This window comes from Lyngbya aestuarii BL J, assembly GCF_000478195.2.
In the GTDB taxonomy this organism is placed as follows: Bacteria; Cyanobacteriota; Cyanobacteriia; order Cyanobacteriales; family Microcoleaceae; genus Capilliphycus; species Capilliphycus aestuarii.
Window position 1 is genome coordinate 1 of sequence record NZ_AUZM01000079.1, and the last position, 25,627, is coordinate 25,627.

Genomic DNA, 25,627 nt, shown 5'->3' on the forward strand with positions numbered 1-25,627 from the left:
CTACTCTGCCTTGATCCCGGATGATTTTGAGTCCAGTCTTTAGGTGTATCAATCCTCCTCAATCTAAGATTTTAGTAAATTTACTTTAGAGACTTGAAAAAATCTCCTCAATTTGTTATTCCACTTCTGGATCTCGGTTGTATGAAATAGACACAACAACCTCAGTTATTCCAGCCGAGGCATCAATAGAGATGTTTAAATCTCGTCGTCATCACCGAAGTCGCTGACTCACATTTACCTAACTCTGCGAGAAGGGCTAACTCCCAGATGAGGGAGTACCCCAACGATACAAGCTACTTTTTTTCCTATCAACCCCACAATGGATTCATCCCTATAGGAGAGTCATTAGCAGAGTTGACCAACGGTCACAGCAGCGGACAGACCCCGAACCCGGAGGGCGGAGTAATCTGTGACTTTCTTTATAAAATAATGAGTACAATATGACTTTCCTCTAGTATACAGCTTCGGGAAACAGGTTGATCTCATTAAAACTCGATGCGCGATCGCTAAAACTTTTTAGTTTCTAACGCCCAACGTGCTAACTCCGTGCGATTGTGAAGTCCGGTTTTGTTCAACATATTGCTGACATGACTTTCAATAGTACGTTGACTCACCTTCATGGCTTTAGCAACTTCCCGATTTGCCAATCCTTGAGCAACCAGTTGTACCACTCTGACTTCTGTCGGTGTTAACTCGACTCCCGGACGAGCTTGAATACTGGGTTGTCCATCCGCCTGACGGCTATTAATTTTAATTAAGCGCGAAGCTTGTCTGAGAGAAGATTCAACTTGAGCGACTAATTCTTCGGGTTCAAAGGGTTTAACAATATAAACATCTGCTCCGGTATTAAGACCTTTGACTTTATCTTGACTTTGACCCTTTGCCGATAAAAACAACACCGGAATCCAGCCTGTACGTGGATCTTCTCGAATAACCTTCACCAGAGAATAGCCATCCATTTCTGGCATCATAATATCGCAGATAATCAAATCAGGAAGCTGTAACTCTAGCAATTCTAGTGCTTTGAGTCCATTTTCCGCTGTGCTTACTTCATATCCCCGAAACTCTAAATAGTCCCTCACCAGGAGGACGAGATTCGGGTCATCATCCACAAGCATGAGTTGTTTTTGTTCTCCAGTTTTGATGTCCGTCATCTTGAAATTTTCCCTTGGGAAATCCCGCGACATTTGCAATTGCCATCATCAGTTGAACAGTGGAGCGGGCTTAACCTCTGTTTAACTGTGGGCTTCACAACCGATCAGGTTCTAAGCAGTTGAGTTGATTCTTACAATGGCAAGAGGTAACAACAATGATGGGCAATCTCTGTAAATTCCGAAATAACGTTACAATTTTTGTTAGAATATATACCTGTCTATACAGGGTTTATACCGATCATATCGGAAAATTTGACGACCCGCCTATTCCAATTCACTCGAACGCGGCATTGTCATCCTGATTACAGCCTTGTAAAGCTTGACTAATCGGCGGCTCCGGTAAGGGATGAGTTAGAAATACATAGTCTTCAACCACCTGAGAACCGATTAAATGTTCTTGGATAATCCGTTCAATCACATCAGGAGTCGTGGCGCGATACCAAACGCCATCCGGGTAAACCACTAAAATTGGCCCTTCACAACAGACTCGTAAACAGTTAGCCTTGGTGCGAAAGATACAATTCGGACGTTCGGGTGTAGGTTGGTCGAGTTTTAATTCTTTTAAACGTTTTTTTAAGTAGTTCCAGGCTTCTAAGCTAGCTGGTTTTGAGCAACAATTGGGTTGGGTTTGGTCAGCACAAAGGAAGACATGACGGCTAATATGCTGGAGTCCTAAAGTTTTTACAGCTGTGGAGCAAGCTGTCGAGGGTGCGGGCGGTTTAACATCAGCAGAACTTGGGGTGGGAGTTGAGGGGGAAAGGGTTTGAGTCTTCGCGTTCGGGGAATCTATTGATGAAGATTTTGAGGAGGTAGAGGGGTCTGTCATGGTCAGTGGGCTTCAGGTGAGGGATAGTTCTGATTTCCATCGTGAGCAACGCGCTTTTGAGGCGGTTAAATCTTTGTTTATGTTAGCGCGCACCTGCCAGCCCCCCCGTAAAAGTTCGGGAACCCGTACTGACCTCTCTGTTGCAATTGGATTTGTCAATTCGCTAAATTAGCACTCAGGACTCGAGAGTGCTAACTCTCTATTTTCCCCAGAAAGGACATGAATTAATCTTGCCATTGCAGGGTTGTTCATTCACACCATTCTTACAATTAGAACTTTAAATTTTATCAAAGGAGGTTAGTGTATGGCTGCTGTAGCCTTAAATGTATCCACAGTTAAACCCTTGGGCGAGCGGGTATTCGTCAAAGTCAGCGAATCTGAAGAAAAGACCGCAGGAGGAATTTTACTTCCCGAAACGGCAAAAGAAAAGCCCCAAATCGGTGAAATTGTTGCCACTGGCCCCGGAAAGCGCAACGATGATGGTTCTCGTGCTGAAATGGAAGTCAAAGTCGGAGACAAAGTTCTCTACTCTAAGTACGCCGGAACCGACATCAAGCTGGGTGGTGATGAATACGTACTTTTAGCAGAAAAAGACATCTTAGCAATTGTCAGCTAGTTCTCTAGTCTTGAATCAGACAGACTTGCTTATAAGTTTCTTGACAGCTTTGTAATCCAACTCCACAAGTTCAGCAAACAACCGAAACACCACTATGGCTAAACGTATAATTTACAACGAAAATGCTCGTCGCGCTCTCGAACGCGGCATGGACATCCTGGCTGAGTCCGTGGCAGTCACCCTCGGGCCGAAAGGTCGGAACGTCGTTCTGGAAAAGAAATTTGGCGCCCCCCAAATCGTCAATGATGGAGTCACCATTGCCAAAGAAATCGAACTAGAAGATAACGTCGAGAATACTGGCGTTGCTTTAATTCGTCAAGCCGCCTCTAAAACCAACGACGCAGCAGGCGACGGAACCACAACAGCAACCGTTCTCGCCCATGCGATCGTCAAAGAAGGCTTACGCAACGTTGCCGCAGGCGCTAACCCCATTGAACTCAAGCGGGGTATTGATAAAGCAATAGCTTTTCTTGTAGACAAGATCGCCGAACACGCTCGTCCGGTAGAAGATTCTAAGTCTATTGCTCAAGTCGGAACCATCTCTGCTGGAAACGACGAAGAAGTCGGTCAAATGATCGCTTCAGCGATGGATAAGGTGGGTAAAGAAGGAGTCATCTCTCTTGAAGAAGGGAAGTCTATGACCACCGAACTAGAAATCACCGAAGGGATGCGCTTCGATAAAGGCTACATCTCGCCTTACTTCGCGACTGATACTGAGCGGATGGAAGCGGTTCTAGATGAGCCATTTATCCTGCTAACAGACAAGAAAATTGCTCTGGTTCAAGACTTGGTTCCCGTTCTCGAACAAGTTGCTCGTTCCGGTCGTCCTCTGCTGATTTTAGCTGAAGACATCGAGAAAGAAGCTTTAGCAACTTTAGTCGTTAACCGTTTACGGGGTGTACTGAACGTCGCCGCAGTTAAGGCTCCTGGGTTTGGCGATCGCCGTAAAGCCATGCTCGAAGATATCGCTGTTCTCACGGGTGGTCAAGTGATCACCGAAGATGCAGGTCTAAAACTCGACAGTACCAAGCTGGATATGCTCGGTAAAGCTCGCCGCATCACAATCACCAAAGACAATACAACCATCGTTGCAGAAGGTAATGAGTCCTCGGTGAAAGCCCGTTGTGAACAACTGCGTCGTCAAATGGAAGAAACTGAGTCTTCCTACGACAAAGAAAAACTGCAAGAACGCTTGGCTAAACTCAGTGGTGGTGTCGCAGTCATCAAAGTTGGTGCGGCGACTGAAACTGAAATGAAAGATCGCAAATTGCGTTTAGAAGATGCGATTAATGCGACTAAAGCCGCAGTTGAAGAAGGTATCGTTCCCGGTGGTGGGACAACTTTGGCTCACCTGTCTCCTCAAGTGGAACAATGGGCAAAGGGTGATTTGTCTGGTGAAGCTTTAACAGGGGCTTTAATTGTTTCTCGGGCGTTGTCTGCTCCTCTGAAGCGGATTGCTGAAAACGCGGGTGAGAACGGTGCTGTGATCGCAGAACGAGTCAAAGAGAAAGACTTCAATGTGGGTTACAACGCTGCAACAAATGAGTTCGTCGATATGTTTGACGCAGGTATTGTTGACCCGGCGAAAGTCACTCGTTCGGCTCTGCAAAACGCGGCTTCGATTGCGGGTATGGTCTTAACCACTGAATGTATTGTGGTTGACAAGCCTGAACCGAAGGATAATGCACCTGCGGGCGCTGGAATGGGCGGCGATTTCGATTACTAAGAATTCTAATTTCTCGCTTTAACTTTCAGATAACTGTTGCATCACTGTTGCAGTTGTCTAAAATTGAGGGGGTAGGTTTTTTACCTGCCCTTTTTTGTTTGTTTTATTAGTAACAATTGTTTTTCGACACTTTATTATGGACTGTAATAATTCCAAGTCATTTTACTCCGACGATAATGATTTTGAGTCCACAAAGAGGAACGATTTGGGTTGGGATTGGGATCTGTATTTTCGTAAATGTGCAGTTTATTACCGTTGATCACCATAATTTCTTCCCGCCAATCTCCCTTAACATCCGCAACATAAAGCCGATCGGCATTTTCGGGAAACTCGAGGACAAATTCTCCGGTCATCGCATCAAAAATTCCCACGTTTCCGCTTGTGTGGCGCTCTTTGGCAACCGCCAACTGCCGATCTTCCCCCGTCCAATCAATGGGAAAAATAACTTCAACGCCTTTTTTTGTCCAGCCTTCCGGTTTGGTTTCATTCAGGGTATAATTGGAAATCACTTTTCCTTTCGCATCAAATACAAAAGGTTTTTGATCGGTACTAAAACGGCTGCGAGACCAAATTTCTAAACCTGGACGGTTGGGATCAAAATCTCCAACGGCTGCATTTTGAGGTTCCCAGTTTTTGTAGTGAGTTTCCCAAATAATTTTTTCGGTATTATAAAGAAAAACTCGGTTGCGTTTGAGTCCCCCCGCAGAATTTTTGGAGTCCTCTTTCTTTTCGCCGCCCTCTTCCAAAACCACGACTTCCAAGCCGGGAATATCCGGGCGAACATCCGCGACAAACAAGGAATCAATATGACCTTTTCGGGGAATTTCTATCAGGATTTCTCCCTCGGGAGAAACGATTTTTGCACCCAAAACTTCATCCAAATTGTCGCCGTTTAAGTCCGCAACTCGGACGCCGTTGTGAGCGTTAGCCTTAAAATCATCCCGCTCCCAAAGGGGTTGGGGATTGTCCGCTTTCAACAAATCATCGACACTGTAGGCGGCGATATAGCGCCCGACCCGGTATCCGTTGGCGTTGGTGGTTTGAAGTAACAGATCGCGATCGCCTTTTCCTCGAAAATTGGCAATCACTAAATGTTCCCAACCTTTGCTTCCATCGGGAGATTTGAGTTGAATTTCTCGGATTGTTTTTCCGTTTTTTCCTTCTACAATATGTAATTTATGATCGGAAGACAGAAACAAAACTTCGGTTTTATCGTCTCCATTAATATCTCCGGCTTGAATACCAGGAGCGTGTAAACCGGGTAAACCTTGGCTTTCAGATTTATTCGTCAGTTGTAAATTGACAGATTTGACCCAAAGTTTTTTTCCAGAATGATCGTAAACAGCGATTGCATTAGGGTGAGTGACGAGAAAATCTTTTTGCTGGTCATTGTTGACATCTGCAACAATTAATCCTCCTTTACCCTCTTTCAACGGAGGTAAATCGAGGTTGATTTTTTGAGGATTTGAGTTCGAGTTAGAGGGGTTAACAGCTTGGCTAGAGGAACGTTCTACACATCCCCAACTGAGACTCGCTAGTAACAGACATAAGCCCAGAGGAGAGTTTAGAAAGGGTTTTTGATTGCGGATTAAGCGGTTGAAAAAGGAATTCATCTTTAAATAAGCCTAAGTTAAACTTTAAGAGGGTTAGAGTTCTGCTCCTATCCTAACAAATCTTTCTAATAATCTCCTCGTCAATGGACTATCAGTTAATCCAAAAATTGATCAAATCAGAGGATAGACCAGTTTCCAGTATATCTTTTAAATCTGATCGAGCTTAGATTTTAAGAAAGTCTGGGTTTTACTTTTTAGCAAATCATCTCTCATATACATCGGTTGTTCTTGAAGTAAATTTCGATCTGAAACAGTTTTGAGAGATTGAATAAACTTGCGTTTTTTCAAAAGTTTAGGCACAGATACAATGACAGCTAAAATGCCTTGTAAATAAGGGATGATCTTGCCTTTTAACAGCAAATACACAATCAGAGAGATTTCATAAGCAAGTAAAGCCGGAGCCAAAAGGATTAATGTGCGGAATGAATAGATTGTCAGGATGAAATACCAACGATTTCTAACTTGATAAAAAAGTTTAGAAAGACCCCGTTTTTTGACTCGATGATAGCAAATTGCATTCGGAACAGTGTAGAGTTTATAACCTGATATTGTCAGTCTGAAGCTAAATTCTCCGTCTGTCCGTCCAAAGAAATAGTCTTCATCAAATAAGCCGATTTTTTCTGCGGCTGGCTTAGAAACTAACAAACACGTTCCAGAAATTGAATGAACTTGTGTAATATCTTTTACACCTTGACCCAAGGGTTTATCGCTATTGAGTAAAACAGCTTCACCTGTATAATGAATGAAGACTCCCTCATGTTGAATGGTATTTCGTCGATCATGATAAACTAAACGCGGCGCCCAAATGGCGGCTTCAGGATAACGCTGATACGCTTCAACTAATTCGCTTAAACAGTTTTCGGCAAGGATAGCATCATCATCAACCAGTAGGGTTAAATGATCATCGGGTGTATTGATAATTCCTTGATTTCTAGCTGGATTTGGGCCACAATTTGAGTCTAAACGAATAACTTTAATTTGTGAGTAATGATCTTCTATCCAGTCCGGTGTGTTATCCGTAGAAGCATTATCAACAACAAGAATCTGAGTCGGTTTATAAGTTTGATTCAGTAACGAGTCTAAACAGTTTTTAATGACATTAATGCCGTTGTAAGTGACGACTGCAACGGTAATTTTAGGTTTTTCTAAAGATAAAAGGGTTTGAGTTGCTTCATCTGATTGAACGATTTGTTTTAAAGACATTGTTCTTCTCCTAAATAATGTGGGTAGATTGCACACAACCCGGAATATCTCTAAACTCAAAATTTTTGACAAGTTTTTGACAACTTTATGAATTTTTAATTAAGCTTTAGAGATATTTAGCGAGTTGATATTAAACACTTAAGATGCAGAGACTAAGAGATAGAGACTAAGCCACATTTTGAGATAGGGTATGGAACTTGAAGTCCAAAAGTTTAGGCTTCAAACGACTTATTTACGATGCTTTTAACCGGATTATAGATACACTCTCAATTCTATAATACTAGCACCTATTGATTCTTTTGGCTTCATAGGCGACTAAAAAATTTATATTCAGCCTGATGAGTCGGTTGTGTTGAGAATGGATCGAAGCCAGGATAGGATTATCTCTTGAAGTCTGCAATGATGTCGGATCTAAACTTGGGGTTAAGTGTTCAGAGGAATATAAATGATTAAATTTTGATAAAACTGCTATAGCGAGTATTAGAAACTCTGTTGCTTATTGTTAGGTTAGCATCGTTATCTCATAGACTAACCTTTAAGTTTACCGTTAAAATTAAGCGATTGAAAATTAAAATTAATGATTGAAATATAATTAAAATTGTTACAATTGAGCCAAAATTAAACGGTCGCAATAATAAAAAAGACTCAAAAATCCGGTTAGATCATCTCTTGTTTACGAAAATGGACAGAAAAAATACTTTGACAATAGAAAATATCAACTTAAACTATAAGAAGGGAAGATAAACGGACAGTCTCTAATCGTTAAGAATGAAACTCAAATACGGAGGGAGTCCTCACGTTAATGTTTCTGCCATAAGCGACTGATATCTTGCTGCAACCTTTGATTTTGTGACTTTTTGTTTGTCTCTATGAAAAAATTACTGGCTCGCTTAGATTTGTCTTATCTCTATGCCCTATTAGGAGAGGCAACTCTCGCTCTGACATTTGTTTTCTATATTACAATTGCTCGGGTTTTAGGGCCAGAACAATACGGGATTTTTGCCGCCGCAATCGCTTTAGCGGCAATATTATCTCTGTTCATTCAGTTTGGACTGCCCACCTTAATCAACCGAGAAGTTGCAGCTCATCCTGACGAAGCTCCTCAATCAACTGTTCTATTTTTGGTACTCCAAGGATTAACTTCTTTAGGGGTTGTGATTATTCTATTACCCCTTGCTCTCATATTAGGTTACACAGGTGAAACTCTAATTGTTTGCTACTTAGCGGTTTTTTCAGAAGTGTGTCGCGCCGCAATTATGACACTCCGAAGTACCATTAAAGGCTTAGGATGGTTTCGGACTGAAAGTGTCGCAGTTGCGATTGAACGATTAGCGGTTGTCGCCATTGCCACGGTAGTTTTATTTCAAACTAAGAACCTCATATTAGTTATTGCTACAGTTGTAATTGTGCGGGCAGTTAATGCAATCGGACTACTTTATTATCTGAGTCGTCAGGTTAAAATCTCATCTCTTATCAGTCGGCAAAAACTAATCAATACTCTAAAAATTGCCTATCCTTTTGCTTTGTCTGGGGTATTATGGATTCTGTATTATCAGGTTGATGTGGTGATGCTCAAATCTCTGTCTACCGGAGAAGAAACAGGCTTTTATAGTGCATCCTATCGGATTTTAGAAATGTTTTCGGCTCTCCCTAGAGTCATTTTTTATGTGATTTTCACTCGTTTTGCTCGATATCAAACCAGTGAACCCGAAAAACTCCCCGAACAAATTTATAAAGCCACTCGTTTATTACTTTTGGCTGTTATTCCTTCAATTGTAGTTGCGGGATTAATACAAACTCATTTGGTTAATATCCTCTACGGAGAAGAATTTTCTCAATCCGTTAAATCCTTGTCTATTCTGCTACCTAGTTTAGGAATTAAAATGTTTGGAAATGTAGCCGATCAGTTTCTCCAAGCGACTGGACGAGAGAAGAAGTTGCCTCGAATTCTAATGGCTGCGGCTTCTACCAATGTCGTGATTAATGCTCTCCTGATTCCCAATTTCGCCTCAATGGGTGCTGCAATTGCGACTTTGTGCAGTGAATGTATACTCGCGATTTTAAGCCTGAGAGTTCTCGCTCAAATTGGATATAGTCGCGCCAGTCAAAATATTGGCTTGATTACAATTGTGAGTTCAGTGGTGACGGCTATTCCTTCTCTGATTTTGTATGGGTTAACTCCAGTGATTGGTTTGGGAGTAATGATACCCTGTATCGCTATTTTACTATTTCGGATGCGTTACAAAAACTTTCTAGAACCCACTGTATCATAGCAACTCTGATGTGAGATTCCTGTTAAAATATCAGGATTCTCTTTTTGTACTTTTTATCATTTTTATCCAAAAAATTGGGGTAACATCTAACTATTTTGTGGTTGATGATACCCCAACTTTTTCACAATGATTGTCTAGTTGTAATAACTATTAGTTCACAAAATTTTAATGATAGACATTGAAGAACATTGTATCTCTGAACACTCAAATAAAAACGGGTATTTGTGTCTATCAATTATAATGTACTCAGCGGATCAGCACAGAGGACAAATGACTCGCCAATAAGCATTCAGCAAGTTGACTCCTAGATTATTTAATTTTGCAATTGGAGAGTTTGATTTGATAATACTTTTGGGAATATAGATACTGTCTGCGCGTAACCAATCTCGATCATGCTTCAACTTCAGTTTTTGAAAAGCTTGTCTTTTTTCTAAAGTTTTAGGGAGAGTTTGAATTACCTCTAAGTTAGCTTTCCAATAATCTATCCAATTTCCTTTCACCAATAGCAATAAAGCCTGGGAAATTTCAAAAACAAACAGCATGGGTGCGATCAAAATTAAAGTTTTCCAGGAATAAAGCTTGAGCATGAAAAACCAACGGTTGCGAACCATATAATAAGCTTTAGAAGTTCCGCGAGCTTTGCCTTTGTGGTGTACAATTGCGTGAGGAACGTTCAAGCAGAGATATCCAGCCAAAGTTAGTCGGAGAACAAAATCCCCATCTTCCCAGTTAAAAAAGTAATCTTCATCAAAGCCCCCCACTGCTAAAGCTGCCTCTCGTTCAACTAATAAAGCAGCACCCGAAACCGCATCAAAAATTTCATATTCTGGACGTTCTTCGACATCATTATTCCGAGAAATATAAGCTCCTAAATAGTGAATCCATCCCCCATTATAATGATAGACAAACTCATCATTCGGATCACAAATTTCCGGATGACAAACTGCGGTTCGAGGTACAGTTTTGATCACTTGCATCAAACGAGTTAAGGTATCGGCTTCAACGGTTATATCATTATCTAGAAACAGGATATAGTTAGTCTCAACCTGTTGTAAAATGGCATTTCTTGCACCAGCTGGCCCTCGGTTAGAGTCTAAATAAAGACAGCAAACTTCCGGAAAATGTTCTTCTAACCATTCCCGACTCCCATCTGTTGATAAATTATCAGCAATAATAATCTCAACATCAGGATAATTTAAAGCTTGAATAGATTGAATTGTTTCGGCTAAATGAAGTTTACCATTGTAATTAATAATTCCAACAGTAACTTTCTCTGTGCTGATCTCAGGGTTATTCATTATTTGAATCCATTATTAATGATAAAGATGTGATTCAGTTGATGTAAAGTCGCTAGGCTCTCAGACTGGGTTATCAATAGTTTCCAGTCAGAATGAATTAAACTTTTAAAAGGGTTTAGTAGATTTCTACAGTCTTTGCTCGACGCTGTAACTTCGCCTGGAAAATTTTCCAAAGTGGATACCGTCCTACACCTGGAAGTCGAAAGAGATAGTCATCTTTGAGACGGGGAATATAAAAGGGAGAATCACCTGGTTTATTACTATTTCGCTGGTCTAGAGTTACCCAAAAGTTTGTAATATAACCAACTTCTTGACTGAGAGTAATCGCTTCATTACTACCTATACCCCAAGGATAACACAGGTGCTGAATTGGTTTATTCAACCGTTCTGATAATACCGTTTTAGACTGAATTAAATCACTTAACATTTGCTCTCGTTTTTGTGATTCTGATTCATATTCACCCGAAGATAAAGTTTTTTGAACAGTGTGATAATAGTCGGTTAATTCTTTTTTCCAAGTGGATCGCTGAAAAAACTCGCTTTCTCCTTGGGATTTTACCCAAGTAATACAAGCTTCTCGGACTTCAGGATTATCAATCAAACGAGAATGACCTTCTAATCTGGGTGCATAGCTGTAAATGGGAGTTCCCAGTTGTAGTTTATTGGTATAAGAACCGTTATTTCCAATCCAAGGAACGTCTAAACCTAAAGAATCTGGAAACTCAGGATGATAAAAATCCAGCAATTTAGGTTCAATGAAAACCCGAGCATGGTAATGGCTATGAGATTCTATTTCCATCACTCCAGATTGCTCTAGTTCGAGTAATTCTGACCAAGATAACCAGGTTTTTCCAGAAGTGGCTGAACTTGGTTTTTCCTGAATATAGTGAGGAACAACAAAACCCACTGCATTAAACCCATAGCGTTTGAGGAGGGGATAAGCAACATCATACCAACTTTTTTCGCCATCATCAAAAGTCAACAAAACAGAAGGTTCTGTAAGGGTAATTTCTCCTTTGATAAACGCCATAAACGTTTCTAAATTCAGCGTCCGATAGCCATTGGTTTTGAGAAACTCTAACTGGCTTTGGAGAGTTGCTGAGTTAACGGTATGAAACATAAAGACCGGAACTTCATCCTGGAGTTTATCTAAGTTTCCATCCGTCACAAAAGCAGGATATTTTTTCTTTAAAAAACGTTCAAGTTCAATGGGAACTTCTCGAAACCCTTTGGAAACTTTTTCTAAAATTGATCCCATACAATTTGCTCTCCTTCAATTCTAAATCGGGTAAAAAGCTTGCCAAAAATGAAGTAAACTGCAACTCAGCTTACTCCAAACTAAAAACGAATATTTGGTGATTTTAACCGTCTCTCTCTGTCAGTATTTTCTGCACAGAAAGTATCAACTGCGACCAGTATCTTGACGATTTTGAACAACTTTAGCCGGAACTCCGACAGCAACAGAATAATCAGGTAGATTCTTCGTAACAACGGCACCCGCTCCCACAATACACCCTTTACCGATTTTAACACCATCTAAGACGGTTGCACCGGCGCCTAACCAAACATCATCGCCAATTTCAACAGTTCCTTTTGAAAACAAACCTTGATCCATTAACGGAATGTCTAAACGGTCAGAAATATAACGTCCACCACCGATATAACAGTTTCCAGCAATTAATACCGAGTCTCCGATGCTAATTCCAGAAATTGCAGAAATAATCGTACTACAACCAATATCTGCGCGATTTCCAATCTTTAACGGCCCTGTTTTAGCTTGAATGACACAATTTCTAGAAATCATCACATCATTCCCTAAAATCAAGCCTTGATCTCCGCCGCCACTGCCATCAATCATACTATAGTCATCGATCGCAACGCGATCGCCAAGGGTAATTTTTCCGGGATGACGCAAAACAATTCCCTTCCCAAAAATCGCTCCTTTTCCAACTTGTTTAAATAAGCTCGGATAGGTTAACTTTCTCAACGCATAACCCAACGTTCCCGAAACATCTCCAAACAACAAATTTACGAGTTCATAGCGTAAAAAAGGCAGAAATCGCTCATCTCCTAACGCCTTTTGTTGGTATTTTTTTAACAGCGAAGACTTTTCTTGATTGAGTTGTTCTGTTAAGGCAACTTTGGATATTTTTATTCTTTCGTCTGGTGCGACCATCAATCTGACTGCTCCCTATTTTTGTGAGTTAAAATCAAGCTTTTTTTAATGAAACCCATTCTTTATCGGCATACCATTTAGCCGTTTCTTTGATACCCTCTACATCAGAATGAGCGGTATTAAAACCTAAAATATTTCTCATTTTTGAGGTATTAAAAGAACGATCTTTGGTGTAAAATGCCACTCGTCTTCTGTAAATTGGGGGTTGAATTCCTAAAGGTTTACAAAGAATTTCAAACACATAGCCTAAAGCAAATAAGGGAGCAGCAGGAAGGCGTAAAAATTGAGCTTTCACACCGTAAACATCCCCAATAATTGAAATCATTTTCTCAAAGGTCATCGCCTCGGGACTGCCACAAATAAACACTTCTCCTTCTGCTTTGGGATGAGTCGCCGCACAAATCATAAAGTTCGTTAAATCATCCACATGAATGAAGTGATAAAGGTTGCTCCCATCTCCAATGACTGGCACCCATTTCTTATTCACCATCTGGAAAATTTTCAGCAGTCGTTTGTCACCTGGGCCGTAAATTCCAGCCGGTCGGACAACGGTAAAAGAAAGTCCTTCTTTGGGAGCAAAATCGCGAATCCAAAGTTCAGCTTCAACCTTTGTTTCTTGATAAATATCACCGGGTTTCATGCGGTAGGTTTCATCAGCAGGGGGATTTTCAATATGACCATGAACGCCAATGGTTGAAACATGAACAAATCGCTTAAAGTTCGGTTCTTTTAAGGCGGCTTTAGCTAAGAGTTGGGTACTCAACACATGAACATTAAAATACCCAATATCTTTGAGTTTAGGATCGCGAAAGGGTGTAACCATGTGGAAAATATAGTTCACCCCTTGGATCGCTTTGTTAATTAAGTTTTCATCAAAAACATCGCCGCGAAGCCATTCAATATTGAGTCCTTCAAAGGGTTCTAAATTGGAAGTCGGACGAGCAATCGCCACGACTTCTACCCCTTGTTGGACGAGCTTTCGCACCAATAGCGACCCGGTGAAACCTGTTGCACCTGTGACCAATGCACGAGAACCGGGGGGCAGTTGATAGATAGAGTCTTCCATTGTAACCTCAATGAATGGGATGAAAATTTAGGTCGTCAATCAATTTTAACCTTTTGTGAATTTTGCAATCACAGGAGATCCGAAGAAATGGGTTAATTTGAGCGATCGCACAGACTGTTCTAAAGTCGAGGAAAAACTCGGTGACTTCAGCATTCGGTGTAAAACCATCGGAAATAAAAATTGCGGATAGCGTTCAGCCAGTCGAAGTCCGAGGCTTTTTAAATAAGCTTGAAGTTCAGCTTCTTTGTAACAAATAAATCGGCGTGTATTCCCTTCAAAACGTTTCTTGAATTGAAACAAATAGGGAGCAATCGCATTAACACTCTGAACCGTCGGATAGTCGATAATGACTGCTTTTTTAGCAACTCTGGCGAGTTCACTTAAAAATTTTTTATCTTGGGTAATATGAGCGAGAAAGCGATAACTAATCACCACATCAAATGTGTTGTCTGGGTAGGGTAAATCAAGAACATTACCCACTTGAAAACAACAGTGATTACTGTTTAGCCAATGCTGAATTCTGGCTCGACAAACCTCAGAACTTCCTAAAACCGTGACTTGATAACCATTGGCAATCAAAGGAGCTGTAATTTGTCCATGTCCGCCTCCGACATCAAGTACAGTCGCCTGGGGATAGTCTTTCAGCATTTGTAGGGTGACTTCGGTTTGAACATTCAGCATCCAAGTTCCAACTGCTCCTGAAAACCGCGAAGCATACCCTAGTGAGGCGGTTTCAATATCTGCGGTTTCTGGAAAATCAGAACTCACGATTCTGTTTTCATGATTTGACTCAGCTTCTGTGAACATTCGCACCTCTATTCTTGATTTTGATAGCGAAGTGTGACTTGATTACGAATAAAATTCCAAGGGGTTTGTAAAGATCCATAAGGATGCAATACAGTTTCAGGACGGAGTAAAACTTCTTTCATACTTTTTCCGGGTTCTTGTTTATTAAATGAACCCCGAACTTGAAATCCAAAACTTCCGGGTCGAGTTGATTCGGATGCAATGGGAAGCGGATCACTTCCGGGTAAAACTCTTAATCCTTTGTCTTCTGCGAGTTGGAAATAACTGGGTCGTCGCCAAAATATAGGACGTCCGCCATTATCCCCTAGAAATAAGGGAGAAGAATCATCGGAATTTAATAGGTTATTTAATACTTTTCCTCGTCGTCCTAGCCATTTTCCAAATCCCCACGGGAGTATCGGTAAACCGCCTGCATCTCGCACGGTCTGAATGGTATCTTGAAGGGGAGAACCATCAGAAAACGTTTGCTCGGTGATTAAGGCTAAAACTTCTAAGTTTTCTGAGGTTATAATTTGACGTCCGGCAATTAAATACATCCCTTGACTTTGGGAATTTTCAGCGTAAATGGATTCTGTTTCTGATGTTTTATAAAAGTTCCAGTCTTCAACTTTTTGTTGTTTTTCTGCATATTCAACTAAAGTTTTAAACCAATTATTTTCGCTCGTTTCTGTTAAAAACAAAAGAGAATAAGAGGGGATTTGATGAGGAAGTTTAGCAACCGTTTTTTGAAAATTATTAAAGGCTGAATTGAGAAACTGTTCAAGGGAAAAACAGTTATAAATATGAACATGAGCATCTGCTAGAATTAAAGGATGAGCAGAATCAATAGATTTGGCTAAAAGGGAAGTCATCATTATTAGGGCTGACAATTCAAAATGTTCAAGTTGAGCTAGCGATCGCAGGTTTTACCCTTCTATTTTATTTTACTCTACAAATTTTTGAGATTGGGTTTGTTTCCAAAACCATAATCCGGTGAGAATGATTGCGGAGTAACCTAACTCCCAAGCCACGAAAATTAAATGCCTGAGATCAAATAATCCTCTCGAATGATGCACGGGAGGAAAAAGGGGTAAAGAAGATTGAATATAAACCTCTGAAAACGGTGATAACAGTTGTACACCTAACCCACCTGCGGTAAAAATATCCAAGAGTAAATGCGTACCATACAGGATCAATATCCACCCCATCAATTTTTGGGCGGATAACTTTCCTAACCAATGTCCCAATAAACCGATAATTAGACTCAAACCGACTGCAAAAATTAGGGTATGGGTTAACCCTCGATGAAATCGTTCTCCCGTCAGCAATTGCGGAATAAAATCAAAGTCAGCCGCGATCGCAATAAAAACTGCACTAAAACGATGCCAATGATACCGCTTTTCTTGATTTCTTGAGCGTGACTTTAGGGGAAATATCTCAGATAAAACGTATCCAGAAACAGCGTGAGCGATAGGAGAAGGCATAATTCAAATTTAGTCTGCTTTTTTTAAACACCAGAGAAAACAGGAGTATGATGCTTACTAATATTTCTTACTTGTTGCAGTTCTTGCTGTATTTTAGTCGAACTCCAACTCAAGAGATCACCCATTATTTCCGCACATAACTGTACAGAATTCTCGTCTAATTCACCTGCACTCCCCAGTTCTGTTCGCCGAAACACAACATCACTGAGCGTTTGTGCCATTTCATCATTAACAGCATACAAGACTTGCGCCTTGAGAACCGCATCATCTGATGAACTGGGTTGAGGTAATTGCTTCAAATAGCCTAACACATCTTGATAAACAGATCCGTAGTTGTAGACTAAGCTGCGAATCGTCTCCGCTGTAAATCCTTCTGACTGTTTCGTTGTGATTTCCCCTTGTAAAAAGGCAGAAAAGTCAGCAATTTGTCCACCGTAAAGGGGAGTATTTGCGGATACAGACGGAGGTGATTTTTGTCCCCAAGATTTAAACACTTGGTCGAGGGTTTTTTGAGCAACATCACGAGCGGTTGTATATTTCACTCCAACCACCGAGATTAATCCGGGAAGTCCTTCTGCGGTAAAATCACGAATTTGATACTGTTTAAGCATCACAGGTTCGCCTGTTTTCGGGTCGATTTCCTTGCAAGGAAGCTGGCCTTGATGTACAAATAAGACATCTTCTCGGGTCAGTTGAGCGGGGGGATAAGCTTCGTTAATTTGATTGATAAACCCTTGAATAGATTCTTCTGAAATCTGAAATTCATCAGGGTTTTGAGACTCGATTCCTTGCCATGTCCCAATCATTGATTTTCCTCGCCAGGGAGAGACAAACCAGAAGCGTCCATCACCGGGTAAACCGACGGCATAATGATCAAACAGAGGACGAGTAATCAGGTTCATCGCTTGTGCCAGACGCATTTGATGTTGAGGAGGTTGCGGTTTGACTAAACCTAAAACATGATTAACCCAAGGCCCACTGGTATTGATCACAGTTTTGGCCTTAATCTCAACCGAATTCCCAGTTAAAACATCTGTAGCTATTACACCAGTAATTCGATTTTGCTGTTGTAAAAATCCGGTAACTTTGGTATAGTTAGAAATCTCTGCACCCGCTTCCACAGCCGAATGTAAAAAAGCCAGAGTTAGTCGTTCAGAATTGTAGACTTGAGCATCGTGAAAAACCGCTCCTCCCGTTAATCCCTCAATCGTTAAACCGGGAATTAATTGTTGACATTCGGTTTTAGAAACGACCCGACCTTGGGGAAGATGTTTTTGTTTGTCTGGGAGTCGATTGCGATCAAAGCTAACTAAATCATTGAGTTTGAGGGCGATAGAAAGAGCTTCTTTTCCCTTCGTTGTATGTCCGTAGGTGGGAATTAAAACCGGGAGAGGATGAACCAAATGGGGAGCGATTCCCATTAAATTTGTGCGTTCAGAAATGGACTCTCGCATCCGTTTCAAATCCGCAGTTTGTAGGTATCGCAATCCCCCGTGAATGGTCTTTAAACTGTTGGCTGAGGTAGCGCCACCAAAGTCAGATTGTTCGACTAAAGCAACGCTTAAACCCCGTGAACTGGCTTCCCAGGCGACACTTGCTCCGTAAATTCCTCCACCAATAATTAGGACATCGTAGATGTTTTGGGTTAAGGTCGCAAGGTTTCTTTTCATCACTGTTTATGGATTGTTTATTCTAATCCAGCTTGAATTTGAGTCGGAAATATTTCACACTGTAACCAACGATAGAGACCGTTAACTGTTTTGCTAAAAGCACTGTAACTGTGTTTCTCTTGAATCATTTCTTGTCCAGCGTTTCCGAGTTGTGAACACAAGCTAGGATTATTGATTAGCTCAATCATAGCCTGAGAAAAGTCTTCGGGTACAGGTTGAGCCAGCTTGGAGATTTCGGGTGTTAAAACTTGGGTATGAGTTAACAAGTCAGTTGCTAAAACCGCTTTCCCACTATCTAGGTAGGAGTAAACTTTCATCGGGGTATTAATACCCTTCGTCCGAGGAGAGACTAAAATATCAGCTTGGGAAAGATAAGCACTGAGGTGTTGAGCGGGTCGTTGACCGAGAAAATGAACTTTGTGCTGAATTCCCAGTTGAGCAGATTTGGCTTGATATTTTTCAATTCCCGCTTCATCTCCACCAATAATTACTAAGTCTACTTGATCGGTAGATTTTAAGGTGAGCGCAAAACTTTCGAGTAACAAATCAATCCCTTGATATCCTTCTAAGTTCCCCACATACATCAGGACTTGATTTTGGATACCCAGGTCTTTGCGGATGTCTTCGTTGACTTCATCAGTGGAGTCTTCTAACAGCGAGATATCGGGAAGTATGGTAATATTTTCGGGTTTGTAATCAGCGATATCATCTGCAATTGCATGACAGACAGGAAGCACTGATTTTGCATTTTGAACGGCGATTTTCTCAAACCAGTTAAATACTCCAGCTAAGGGTTTGAGCCAAGGCATTTGTTCGACCATTTGTTGAGCAATGGAGGAATCCATGTCATAAACATAGGGAATTCCTAACATGACCTTCATCAATAAGGCGATAAAAACTGATTCTTCAACGGCTTGAATGAGATCATATTTGCGGGTTGACACCATCTGCATCACCTTAAAAACCATTAAGATGTCGTAGACTAATTTCTTCCACGAAAATCCGGGACGAACACCTTCAACAAAAGGAACTTTTAGTGTTCTGTGAATCGTCACATTGTCGAGTTCAATATCTCGTCCTTCCGGAAAAGCGATAACATCAACTTTATAGTTTTTTTCTGATAAAACTCTTAAGAATAAACAATCATCAATTGGGGTTCCTCGATCTTGATAAAAAGGATGAGGTGCTAAAAATAAGATATTTAAACCGTTAGCATCATTTTCATTTGGGTTTTGATTTGGGCGAAAGCTTTTGATCTGATGCTTAACAACGCTGGTTTGCTTTGAGTTAATGTCGCGAGTGAGTACCATTATTATCCCTCTAAAATATATTGTTATTGCAGAATAATTTGAGCAGAATTCATCCGACTTATCGGGTTTTTGTGGAATATATCTCAGCCATTACTTCACCAATATATTAAGCTTGAGATGTCAATCAATAATACTATTGGATCAAGTGTGAGAATTGAAAATTCCAGTAAAAAACACCCTTGTTTTGAACAATCATGTCTTAGCCGTTGCTATATTTAATAGTATCCTCTCTACTCCGAAAAAGTAAGGGTAGTTCTGTAAAACCTTAGAGAAAATTACAGGGATTTATGTAAAGCTTCGGTAAAGGTAATGTATTTTAGCGTCGTTTGTCCATCCGTAACTCTACGCAATTTCTCTACCCGATCAATCAATAAAGAGACTCCTAACCTGTATTTTTCTCAGATGCGGACATCACCAGTCATCTTATTAAAAGTTAATAATCTACTTGACTCCAAAAAAAATTAAATCTCTACTCTGAGACTACTTTACATAACTTAAAACTTTTCGATATATCGTTTCAACTCTCGCGCCATCCGTTCCATTCCCCGCTTTTCATCTTCACGAATAAACGGTAAAAAGATCCGCGATAACCATCCCGAAAATTCTTCTCGATGAATATATTTTGTCCGATTAACTCCAATATCTTGCAACTCAAACCAATATTCTCCCCGAAAACCGGGAATTTCAGAAACCCAACTTAAACACACTCCCGGTTGTACAACTTTAACAATGGCTTGAAACTCTGTATCTTGATCGGCGGGACTGCGCCATACCGACAACCGTACCATTTGATTCCCCTGAAACGGTAAACTAGAATCACGGTCAAATAAAAAACTATTCCAGTTCCGCCACTCTTCTTTCTGATCAAGCACCCGCCAAACTTGCTGTTTAGACGCATTAATTTCAATTTCTGTATAGAGCGTTGACATTTTAATTTAAAATCAGGAAAGAGTAAACTAGAATTGAGCCAGAATTGGTAATTTTTGTCTCCACTATCGGCGACTCCTTTCTCTGTCAAAGATTTTGCGCCGACTTTTTCCTCAATTTCAAGAGTTGTTACTCAATTCAATGATGAATTCTGCTTCCTGGACACCCCTCCATGCTCAACTGCATCGAACTTTAAAAGTGCGTCAACTTTTACCTTTACAGCAACGGCTTTTGGTGGCGGTATCCGGTGGACAAGACTCGATGAGTTTAATCAAACTCCTCCTAGACTTACAGCCGAAATGGGGTTGGGACTTGGCAATTGCTCATTGTGATCATCGTTGGCGCTCTGACTCAGGTGCAAATGCTGACTATATCGAACAACTCGCACAATCTTGGCAACTGTCATTTTACCGTCAAACGGCTCAACAAATCCCAAAAACTGAAGCCGATGCTCGTCACTGGCGTTATCAAGTGTTGTCTGAAATTGCTCTAACTCACAATTATGACTATGTTGTGACTGGTCATACCAAAAGCGATCGTGCTGAAACGTTATTGTATAATTTAATTCGGGGGAGTGGCTCCGATGGGTTACAAGCTTTAACCTGGAAACGTCCAATAGATATTGCAGCGAATGTAAATAATACTAATCATAATATTGGGTTAGTGCGACCAATGTTAGAAATTCTGCGATCGCAAACGGGTCAATTTTGTCAAGATCAACAGTTAAAAATTTGGGAAGACAGCACCAACGAAGACTTAAGCTATGCTCGCAACCGTATTCGCACAGAGTTAATTCCCTACTTACAAACTCATTTTAACCCGCAAACCGAACAAGCTTTAGCCCAAACCGCCGAACTGTTGCAAGCCGAAGTAGACTACTTAGAACAAACCACCGAACAACTTTATCAACAAGCTGTCTCAACCGAACCCGAATCTAGCGGTTTAAAAATCAATCGCCTGATATTACGTCAAGCTCCACTGGCGTTGCAACGTCGAGTTATGCGTCGTTGGCTGCAACAAATTCTTCCCACATCGCCCAGTTTTGAACACATCGAGAAACTCACTGCATTAATCTCAGCCCCGAACCGTTCACAAACCGATCCATTTCCAGGAGGAGCGATCGCCAAAGTAGATCATCAATGGATAGAAAGATTTTAACTAACCGTCTGACCGGACTTTGTTTCGTTAATATTGTTTTAATACTAAGGTCATGCTGAAACCTGACTCAGCCCGGACAGAATCTCGAAGCCGTTGACTCCCGGTTAGTCTCGCCTTCGGGCTGTTCCGACCCCAAATTGTAATAGGATGTGTTTGTATGTATTTACCTGTCTGGCCCGGTCAACCTTATCCTCTAGGCGCAGTCTGGGATGGTAAAGGAACAAACTTTGCACTCTACAGCGAAAATGCAACCGCCGTTGAACTCTGTTTATTTGATAGTGAAGACCAGGAAACCCGACTTTGGCTAACCGAAGTCAAAAACTTTATCTGGCACGGATACATCCCCGGCATTAGCCCCGGTCAACGCTACGGGTTCCGCGTACACGGCCCCTATTCGCCCGCAGAAGGTCATCGTTTTAATCCCAATAAACTCCTCATTGACCCCTATGCCAAAGCCTTAGACAGTGAAATTCAGTACGGAGAAGAAATCTTTGGCTATCGTTGGGATGGTGAAGACCAAGACTTATCCTTTTCTGAACTCGATGACGCTCATCTGGTCCCCAAAGCCGTTGTCATTGATGAAACCTTTGATTGGGAAAACGATCAACTTCTCCGCATTCCCGAACACGACACTATTATATATGAGATGCACGTCAAGGGATTTACGAAGGTGCATCCTGACATTCCCCCCGAACTTCGAGGAACCTACGGGGGACTTGGACATCCGGCAGCCATTGCCTATCTCCAGTCTTTAGGCGTTACCGCAGTTGAGTTAATGCCTGTGCATCATTTTCTCTCTCAACCCGGACATCTACTTGAAAACGGCTTGAAAAATTATTGGGGTTATGATTCTATTGCTTATCTAGCCCCCCATCAAACCTACAGTGCCGATAAAACGCCTGGACAACAAGTGCAAGAATTTAAGGAAATGGTAAAAGCACTGCACGCGGGTGGGATTGAAGTCATTTTAGACGTCGTTTATAACCATACAGGAGAAGGCAACCACATGGGGCCGACGTTATCATTACGAGGGATTGATAATGCGGTTTATTATCGTTTGGTCGAAGATGATCCCCGCTACTACATGGATTTTACCGGATGCGGAAACTCTCTCAACGTTTGTCATCCGCAAGTGTTGAGGCTGATTATGGATAGCTTACGCTATTGGGTGCTAGAAATGCACGTTGACGGTTTCCGGTTTGACTTGGCTTCAGCGTTAGCGCGAGAATTGTATGAAGTCAATAGTTTGGCGGCATTTTTTAATATTATTCACCAAGATCCGGTGTTATCTAATGTGAAGTTAATTGCTGAACCTTGGGATGTGGGAGAAGGCGGTTATCAGGTTGGAAAATTCCCGTTATTGTGGTCAGAATGGAATGGAAAATATCGCGATACTGTTCGCGACTTTTGGCGGGGTGAAGATAGTTTGTTGGCTGAATTTGCCTATCGGTTTACCGGAAGTTCAGACTTGTATGAAAGTAACGGCCGTCAACCTCACGCTAGTATTAATTTTATCACCGCTCACGATGGGTTTACCTTAAATGATTTAGTCAGTTACAACGAGAAACATAACGAAGCTAATTGTGAGGAAAACCAAGACGGGGAAAGCCATAATCGTTCTTGGAATTGTGGGGAAGAAGGCGAAACTGATGACCCCGATATTTTGGCATTACGCAACCGTCAACGCCGGAATTTCTTAGTAACACTCATGTTATCTCAAGGGGTGCCGATGTTAGTCAGTGGCGATGAATTGGGACGTACTCAAGACGGAAATAATAATGCTTATTGTCAGGATAATGAATTATCTTGGTTGGATTGGAATTTGCAAAATAGTAATGCAGATTTATTGGATTTTGCCCGTCAATTGATTCATTTCCGTCGTCGTCATCCGGTGTTTCGTCGCCGCCGTTGGTTCCAAGGACAGGCAATTCATGGATCAGCCGTGAGTGATATTGGCTGGTACAATTCAGATGGTGGTCAAATGACAGAAGAACAGTGGAGTATGGGGTTTGCAAAAGCGATCGCTGTTTTCCTCAATGGGCAAGAAATTCCTGAAGTTGGCTATAAAGGTGAGCGGGTTATGGATGAGAGTTTTATGCTCTTTTTTAATGCTCACTATGAGATGATTGAGTTTGATTTACCCGAAGGTGTACGCGATCGCAAATGGCGGGTGGTGATTGATACGAAAGAGCCGTCTTTTGTCACCGATTGGGTTTTCTATACAGAAGATAAACCTGTACCTGTTACTGAACGTTCAGTCGTGGTATTGCAACGGTGTTAAAGGGTTAATTCATTAAAGATCTCAAGATCAAAGAAAGTCGGGAGTGAGCGATTACTCCCGACTTATTTATGAATTAAAATTAGATTCTCAGTTAGGCAACAATAGAGAATTCATTAGCGCTGAGAGTGGGATTTCCATCAAGAGTCGCTAACAATGTAGAAGTCTGAGAACCGATACCATCAACATCAAAGAACAAATTGCCGCTTGCCGTATCATACAAGAAGCGATCGTTACTATCGGTTGCTAAAGTTCCGAGAACAAACTGATCTGAGGCTAGTGTTCCAACCGTTAAGCCACCGCCAAAGCCAGATGCAGAAACCTCGAACTGGTCGCCTTCTGTTGCATCAAAGTCTGTAATGATGTCACTACCTTCTGTGGGTTGCTGGTAAACGAAAGTATCTCCGCCACCTTTACCCGTCAATTTATCGTTACCATTACCACCCTGAATGCGGTTGTTAGCAGCGTTTCCAGCCAGAACATCATCAAAGTTTGATCCGATGAGATCATTGATTTGGCTGAGGTCATCGCGGCTACCCTGAGAATCTAGCAATCCTTCAAACCAGGCTTTCGCCATCTTATCGTAACCCGCTTGAGAGGGGTGCAGACCGTTATCTCCAGTGGTTGCTGGGTCGGCTAAATCGTCTAAGGTTAAGATGCTTTCGATATCAACCAAACCATCAACTTCGAGATCGCTCAAATCGTCATCGGGATTATAACTGGGATGACCCACAACATTTTCCCGAATCAGTTGATTGAACTGTTGAGCATTGTCAGCACGAATGGAAGTTTGTCGGTCGGAGTTAATTGGAGGAATCGTTGCCAAGATTAATTTCGCACCTTCACCGTTGTTATAACTGGGGTCATTATCTGTGAGGTCGTTAATCTCATCGACTAACTTTCTGGCATTGTCATAGATTTTGGCACTGTTATCTTTGCTGCTACTGGTATCATTGGTTCCAGCCATTAGTAACACCACATCGGCAGGATTTTCTGGGAGCCAAACTCGCACTCCACTGGTCTCTTTTGTGAAGCCACCTCTATCAGATCCCAGGCGTAGCTGAACGGTGTTCCATCCGGGATGTCCTTGATTGTCGGTATCGCCCAATTCCGCCGGCCCGTTGGATTTAGAACCGACAAAATCAACATCTACACCCAAATTTTGCAGCTTGTTGAACAGTAGAGTACGGTAGCCTCCTTGTTCGGCTATCGGTGTGACTCCGGGTTTTCCATCTTTTCCGTCTACCCCTTGGGTAATAGAGTCACCCAAAGGCATGATTTTTAAAGGTTTATCGAGCGCTTTGTCTGGAACAAAACCCACTCCTTCTTCAAGGTTGGCAAAGATACCTTGTTCCGCGTTCGCATAACTTTGGCTTTGTCCGGGTGTGGGTTCCGGTTCTGGTAAAGCTTCGACTGGAGTAAATTCCAGATAATCAATGGCTGCAAGTTCTCCTAAATTCGCAGTTCCATTAATCGACAATTGATCTCCGGCTGTGATATTTAAGTCAGTTGAAACTGTTCGTTCTACAAAACTTGTGGCGTTGGGTTGACTCGCACCTAGATCTTGGTCAAGTGTCCATGTATCTAAAACGGTGTCTCCCAATTTAACAGATAGTTGCGCTTCTCCATCATTTTCATCGTAGAAGCCAACTTTAACTTCATACTTACCGGATTCAAGATTATCGAGGACAAATTCTGCCTCTCCAGTTAACTCGCTTAGTCGAATGAATTGATCTCCAGAAGCAAAGTCCCCAAGAGGTTGTTGGATAGTGTAATTCGTTAATGTTGTTGCATTTTCAGCTTCAATCCGAACAGAGTTGGAATTGTTGTCGGGAGGTTGAGTGGTTGCACTGACTCCGTTGATAGTCAGGTTAACGGTAGCTGTGTCGGTTCCCCCTTGACCATCGTTAATCGTATAGCTGAAACTATCTGTTGCGGTTTCATTTGCTTCGAGAGCGTCAAATTGACCGTTGGGGTTATAGCTGATTGTACCGTCGTTGTTGATGCTAACTTCACCTTTGGTGTTTGTACCATCAACCATACTGACGTTGAGACTATCACCG

At 41.5% G+C, this 25,627-nt stretch carries 20 protein-coding genes; 5 read left to right on the forward strand and 15 right to left on the reverse strand.

Annotated elements, in window-relative coordinates:
- Positions 1-506: 506 nt before the first annotated feature.
- On the reverse strand, positions 507-1,154 hold the full coding sequence (locus M595_RS23040) for a response regulator transcription factor (protein ID WP_023068929.1): 648 nt from the start codon (positions 1,152-1,154) through the stop codon (positions 507-509).
- Positions 1,155-1,428: 274 nt separating this feature from the next.
- Positions 1,429-1,980: a (2Fe-2S) ferredoxin domain-containing protein gene (locus M595_RS23045; protein ID WP_023068917.1), complete on the reverse strand. Its 552-nt coding sequence runs from the start codon at positions 1,978-1,980 to the stop codon at positions 1,429-1,431.
- A 304-nt stretch (positions 1,981-2,284) separates the two neighbouring features.
- Between M595_RS23045 and groES the strand changes: the two genes are divergently transcribed.
- Positions 2,285-2,596 (forward strand): co-chaperone GroES, encoded by a 312-nt coding sequence (groES, locus tag M595_RS23050; RefSeq protein WP_009787538.1) that lies wholly within the window; start codon positions 2,285-2,287, stop codon positions 2,594-2,596.
- 94 nt (positions 2,597-2,690) lie between these two features.
- The gene (gene groL / locus M595_RS23055; protein WP_023068927.1) at positions 2,691-4,322 is read left to right on the forward strand and encodes a chaperonin GroEL; all 1,632 of its coding nucleotides are present in this window, start codon (positions 2,691-2,693) and stop codon (positions 4,320-4,322) included.
- Between the two features lie 134 nt (positions 4,323-4,456).
- Here groL and M595_RS23060 read toward each other — a convergent pair whose 3' ends face one another.
- Together M595_RS23060 and M595_RS23065 are read right to left on the reverse strand one after the other, a co-directional pair.
- Positions 4,457-5,935, reverse strand: coding sequence for a rhamnogalacturonan lyase family protein (locus M595_RS23060; RefSeq protein ID WP_023068918.1), 1,479 nt, complete (start codon positions 5,933-5,935; stop codon positions 4,457-4,459).
- A 147-nt stretch (positions 5,936-6,082) separates the two neighbouring features.
- On the reverse strand, positions 6,083-7,138 hold the full coding sequence (locus M595_RS23065; RefSeq protein ID WP_023068932.1) for a glycosyltransferase family 2 protein: 1,056 nt from the start codon (positions 7,136-7,138) through the stop codon (positions 6,083-6,085).
- 869 nt (positions 7,139-8,007) lie between these two features.
- On the opposite strand from M595_RS23065, the gene M595_RS23070 reads away from it, so the two are divergent.
- Positions 8,008-9,411, forward strand: a complete 1,404-nt coding sequence (locus M595_RS23070; RefSeq protein ID WP_023068920.1) for a flippase — start codon at positions 8,008-8,010, stop codon at positions 9,409-9,411.
- A gap of 254 nt (positions 9,412-9,665) precedes the next feature.
- Here the strand turns inward: M595_RS23070 and M595_RS23075 are convergent, their stop codons facing one another.
- From M595_RS23075 to M595_RS23125, 10 genes are all read right to left on the reverse strand, one after another.
- Positions 9,666-10,709: a glycosyltransferase family 2 protein gene (locus M595_RS23075; protein ID WP_023068930.1), complete on the reverse strand. Its 1,044-nt coding sequence runs from the start codon at positions 10,707-10,709 to the stop codon at positions 9,666-9,668.
- A gap of 115 nt (positions 10,710-10,824) precedes the next feature.
- Positions 10,825-11,967, reverse strand: coding sequence for a polysaccharide deacetylase family protein (locus M595_RS23080; protein WP_023068926.1), 1,143 nt, complete (start codon positions 11,965-11,967; stop codon positions 10,825-10,827).
- 144 nt (positions 11,968-12,111) lie between these two features.
- On the reverse strand, positions 12,112-12,885 hold the full coding sequence (locus M595_RS23085; RefSeq protein ID WP_023068919.1) for an acyltransferase: 774 nt from the start codon (positions 12,883-12,885) through the stop codon (positions 12,112-12,114).
- A 34-nt stretch (positions 12,886-12,919) separates the two neighbouring features.
- Positions 12,920-13,951: an NAD-dependent epimerase/dehydratase family protein gene (locus tag M595_RS23090; RefSeq protein ID WP_023068933.1), complete on the reverse strand. Its 1,032-nt coding sequence runs from the start codon at positions 13,949-13,951 to the stop codon at positions 12,920-12,922.
- Positions 13,952-13,996: 45 nt separating this feature from the next.
- Complete coding sequence (locus tag M595_RS23095; protein ID WP_023068924.1) at positions 13,997-14,719, reverse strand: class I SAM-dependent methyltransferase; 723 nt, start codon at positions 14,717-14,719, stop codon at positions 13,997-13,999.
- 47 nt (positions 14,720-14,766) lie between these two features.
- The gene (locus tag M595_RS23100) at positions 14,767-15,612 is read right to left on the reverse strand and encodes a hypothetical protein (protein ID WP_040484546.1); all 846 of its coding nucleotides are present in this window, start codon (positions 15,610-15,612) and stop codon (positions 14,767-14,769) included.
- 69 nt (positions 15,613-15,681) lie between these two features.
- Positions 15,682-16,221: a metal-dependent hydrolase gene (locus M595_RS23105; protein ID WP_023068921.1), complete on the reverse strand. Its 540-nt coding sequence runs from the start codon at positions 16,219-16,221 to the stop codon at positions 15,682-15,684.
- 23 nt (positions 16,222-16,244) lie between these two features.
- A complete protein-coding gene (locus tag M595_RS23110) occupies positions 16,245-17,891 on the reverse strand; it encodes a glycerol-3-phosphate dehydrogenase/oxidase (protein ID WP_023068931.1) in 1,647 nt (548 codons plus the stop codon).
- Between the two features lie 17 nt (positions 17,892-17,908).
- The gene (locus M595_RS31920; RefSeq protein WP_023068923.1) at positions 17,909-19,201 is read right to left on the reverse strand and encodes a glycosyltransferase family 4 protein; all 1,293 of its coding nucleotides are present in this window, start codon (positions 19,199-19,201) and stop codon (positions 17,909-17,911) included.
- Between the two features lie 494 nt (positions 19,202-19,695).
- Positions 19,696-20,130 carry an SRPBCC domain-containing protein gene (locus M595_RS23125; RefSeq protein WP_023068925.1) on the reverse strand — a complete coding sequence of 145 codons (435 nt, stop codon included), beginning with the start codon at positions 20,128-20,130 and terminating at the stop codon, positions 19,696-19,698.
- A gap of 139 nt (positions 20,131-20,269) precedes the next feature.
- On the opposite strand from M595_RS23125, the gene tilS reads away from it, so the two are divergent.
- Both tilS and glgX read left to right on the forward strand, forming a co-directional pair.
- Positions 20,270-21,286 carry a tRNA lysidine(34) synthetase TilS gene (gene tilS / locus M595_RS23130; RefSeq protein ID WP_023068934.1) on the forward strand — a complete coding sequence of 339 codons (1,017 nt, stop codon included), beginning with the start codon at positions 20,270-20,272 and terminating at the stop codon, positions 21,284-21,286.
- A 157-nt stretch (positions 21,287-21,443) separates the two neighbouring features.
- A complete protein-coding gene (glgX, locus tag M595_RS23135) occupies positions 21,444-23,567 on the forward strand; it encodes a glycogen debranching protein GlgX (protein ID WP_023068935.1) in 2,124 nt (707 codons plus the stop codon).
- Between the two features lie 91 nt (positions 23,568-23,658).
- Here glgX and M595_RS23140 read toward each other — a convergent pair.
- The coding region (locus M595_RS23140) for a cadherin-like domain-containing protein (RefSeq protein ID WP_023068928.1) at positions 23,659-25,627 on the reverse strand (1,969 nt) is incomplete at its 5' end.

What these genes read in the sequence shown, in the direction of transcription:
- M595_RS23040 (WP_023068929.1), bottom strand. Translation starts at nt 1,154, where the DNA reads ATGACGGACATCAAAACTGGAGAACAAAAACAACTCATGCTTGTGGAT.
- M595_RS23045 (WP_023068917.1), bottom strand. Translation starts at nt 1,980, where the DNA reads ATGACAGACCCCTCTACCTCCTCAAAATCTTCATCAATAGATTCCCCG.
- groES (WP_009787538.1), top strand. Translation starts at nt 2,285, where the DNA reads ATGGCTGCTGTAGCCTTAAATGTATCCACAGTTAAACCCTTGGGCGAG.
- groL (WP_023068927.1), top strand. Translation starts at nt 2,691, where the DNA reads ATGGCTAAACGTATAATTTACAACGAAAATGCTCGTCGCGCTCTCGAA.
- M595_RS23060 (WP_023068918.1), bottom strand. Translation starts at nt 5,935, where the DNA reads ATGAATTCCTTTTTCAACCGCTTAATCCGCAATCAAAAACCCTTTCTA.
- M595_RS23065 (WP_023068932.1), bottom strand. Translation starts at nt 7,138, where the DNA reads ATGTCTTTAAAACAAATCGTTCAATCAGATGAAGCAACTCAAACCCTT.
- M595_RS23070 (WP_023068920.1), top strand. Translation starts at nt 8,008, where the DNA reads ATGAAAAAATTACTGGCTCGCTTAGATTTGTCTTATCTCTATGCCCTA.
- M595_RS23075 (WP_023068930.1), bottom strand. Translation starts at nt 10,709, where the DNA reads ATGAATAACCCTGAGATCAGCACAGAGAAAGTTACTGTTGGAATTATT.
- M595_RS23080 (WP_023068926.1), bottom strand. Translation starts at nt 11,967, where the DNA reads ATGGGATCAATTTTAGAAAAAGTTTCCAAAGGGTTTCGAGAAGTTCCC.
- M595_RS23085 (WP_023068919.1), bottom strand. Translation starts at nt 12,885, where the DNA reads ATGGTCGCACCAGACGAAAGAATAAAAATATCCAAAGTTGCCTTAACA.
- M595_RS23090 (WP_023068933.1), bottom strand. Translation starts at nt 13,951, where the DNA reads ATGGAAGACTCTATCTATCAACTGCCCCCCGGTTCTCGTGCATTGGTC.
- M595_RS23100 (WP_040484546.1), bottom strand. Translation starts at nt 15,612, where the DNA reads ATGATGACTTCCCTTTTAGCCAAATCTATTGATTCTGCTCATCCTTTA.
- M595_RS23105 (WP_023068921.1), bottom strand. Translation starts at nt 16,221, where the DNA reads ATGCCTTCTCCTATCGCTCACGCTGTTTCTGGATACGTTTTATCTGAG.
- M595_RS23110 (WP_023068931.1), bottom strand. Translation starts at nt 17,891, where the DNA reads ATGAAAAGAAACCTTGCGACCTTAACCCAAAACATCTACGATGTCCTA.
- M595_RS31920 (WP_023068923.1), bottom strand. Translation starts at nt 19,201, where the DNA reads ATGGTACTCACTCGCGACATTAACTCAAAGCAAACCAGCGTTGTTAAG.
- M595_RS23125 (WP_023068925.1), bottom strand. Translation starts at nt 20,130, where the DNA reads ATGTCAACGCTCTATACAGAAATTGAAATTAATGCGTCTAAACAGCAA.
- tilS (WP_023068934.1), top strand. Translation starts at nt 20,270, where the DNA reads ATGATGAATTCTGCTTCCTGGACACCCCTCCATGCTCAACTGCATCGA.
- glgX (WP_023068935.1), top strand. Translation starts at nt 21,444, where the DNA reads ATGTATTTACCTGTCTGGCCCGGTCAACCTTATCCTCTAGGCGCAGTC.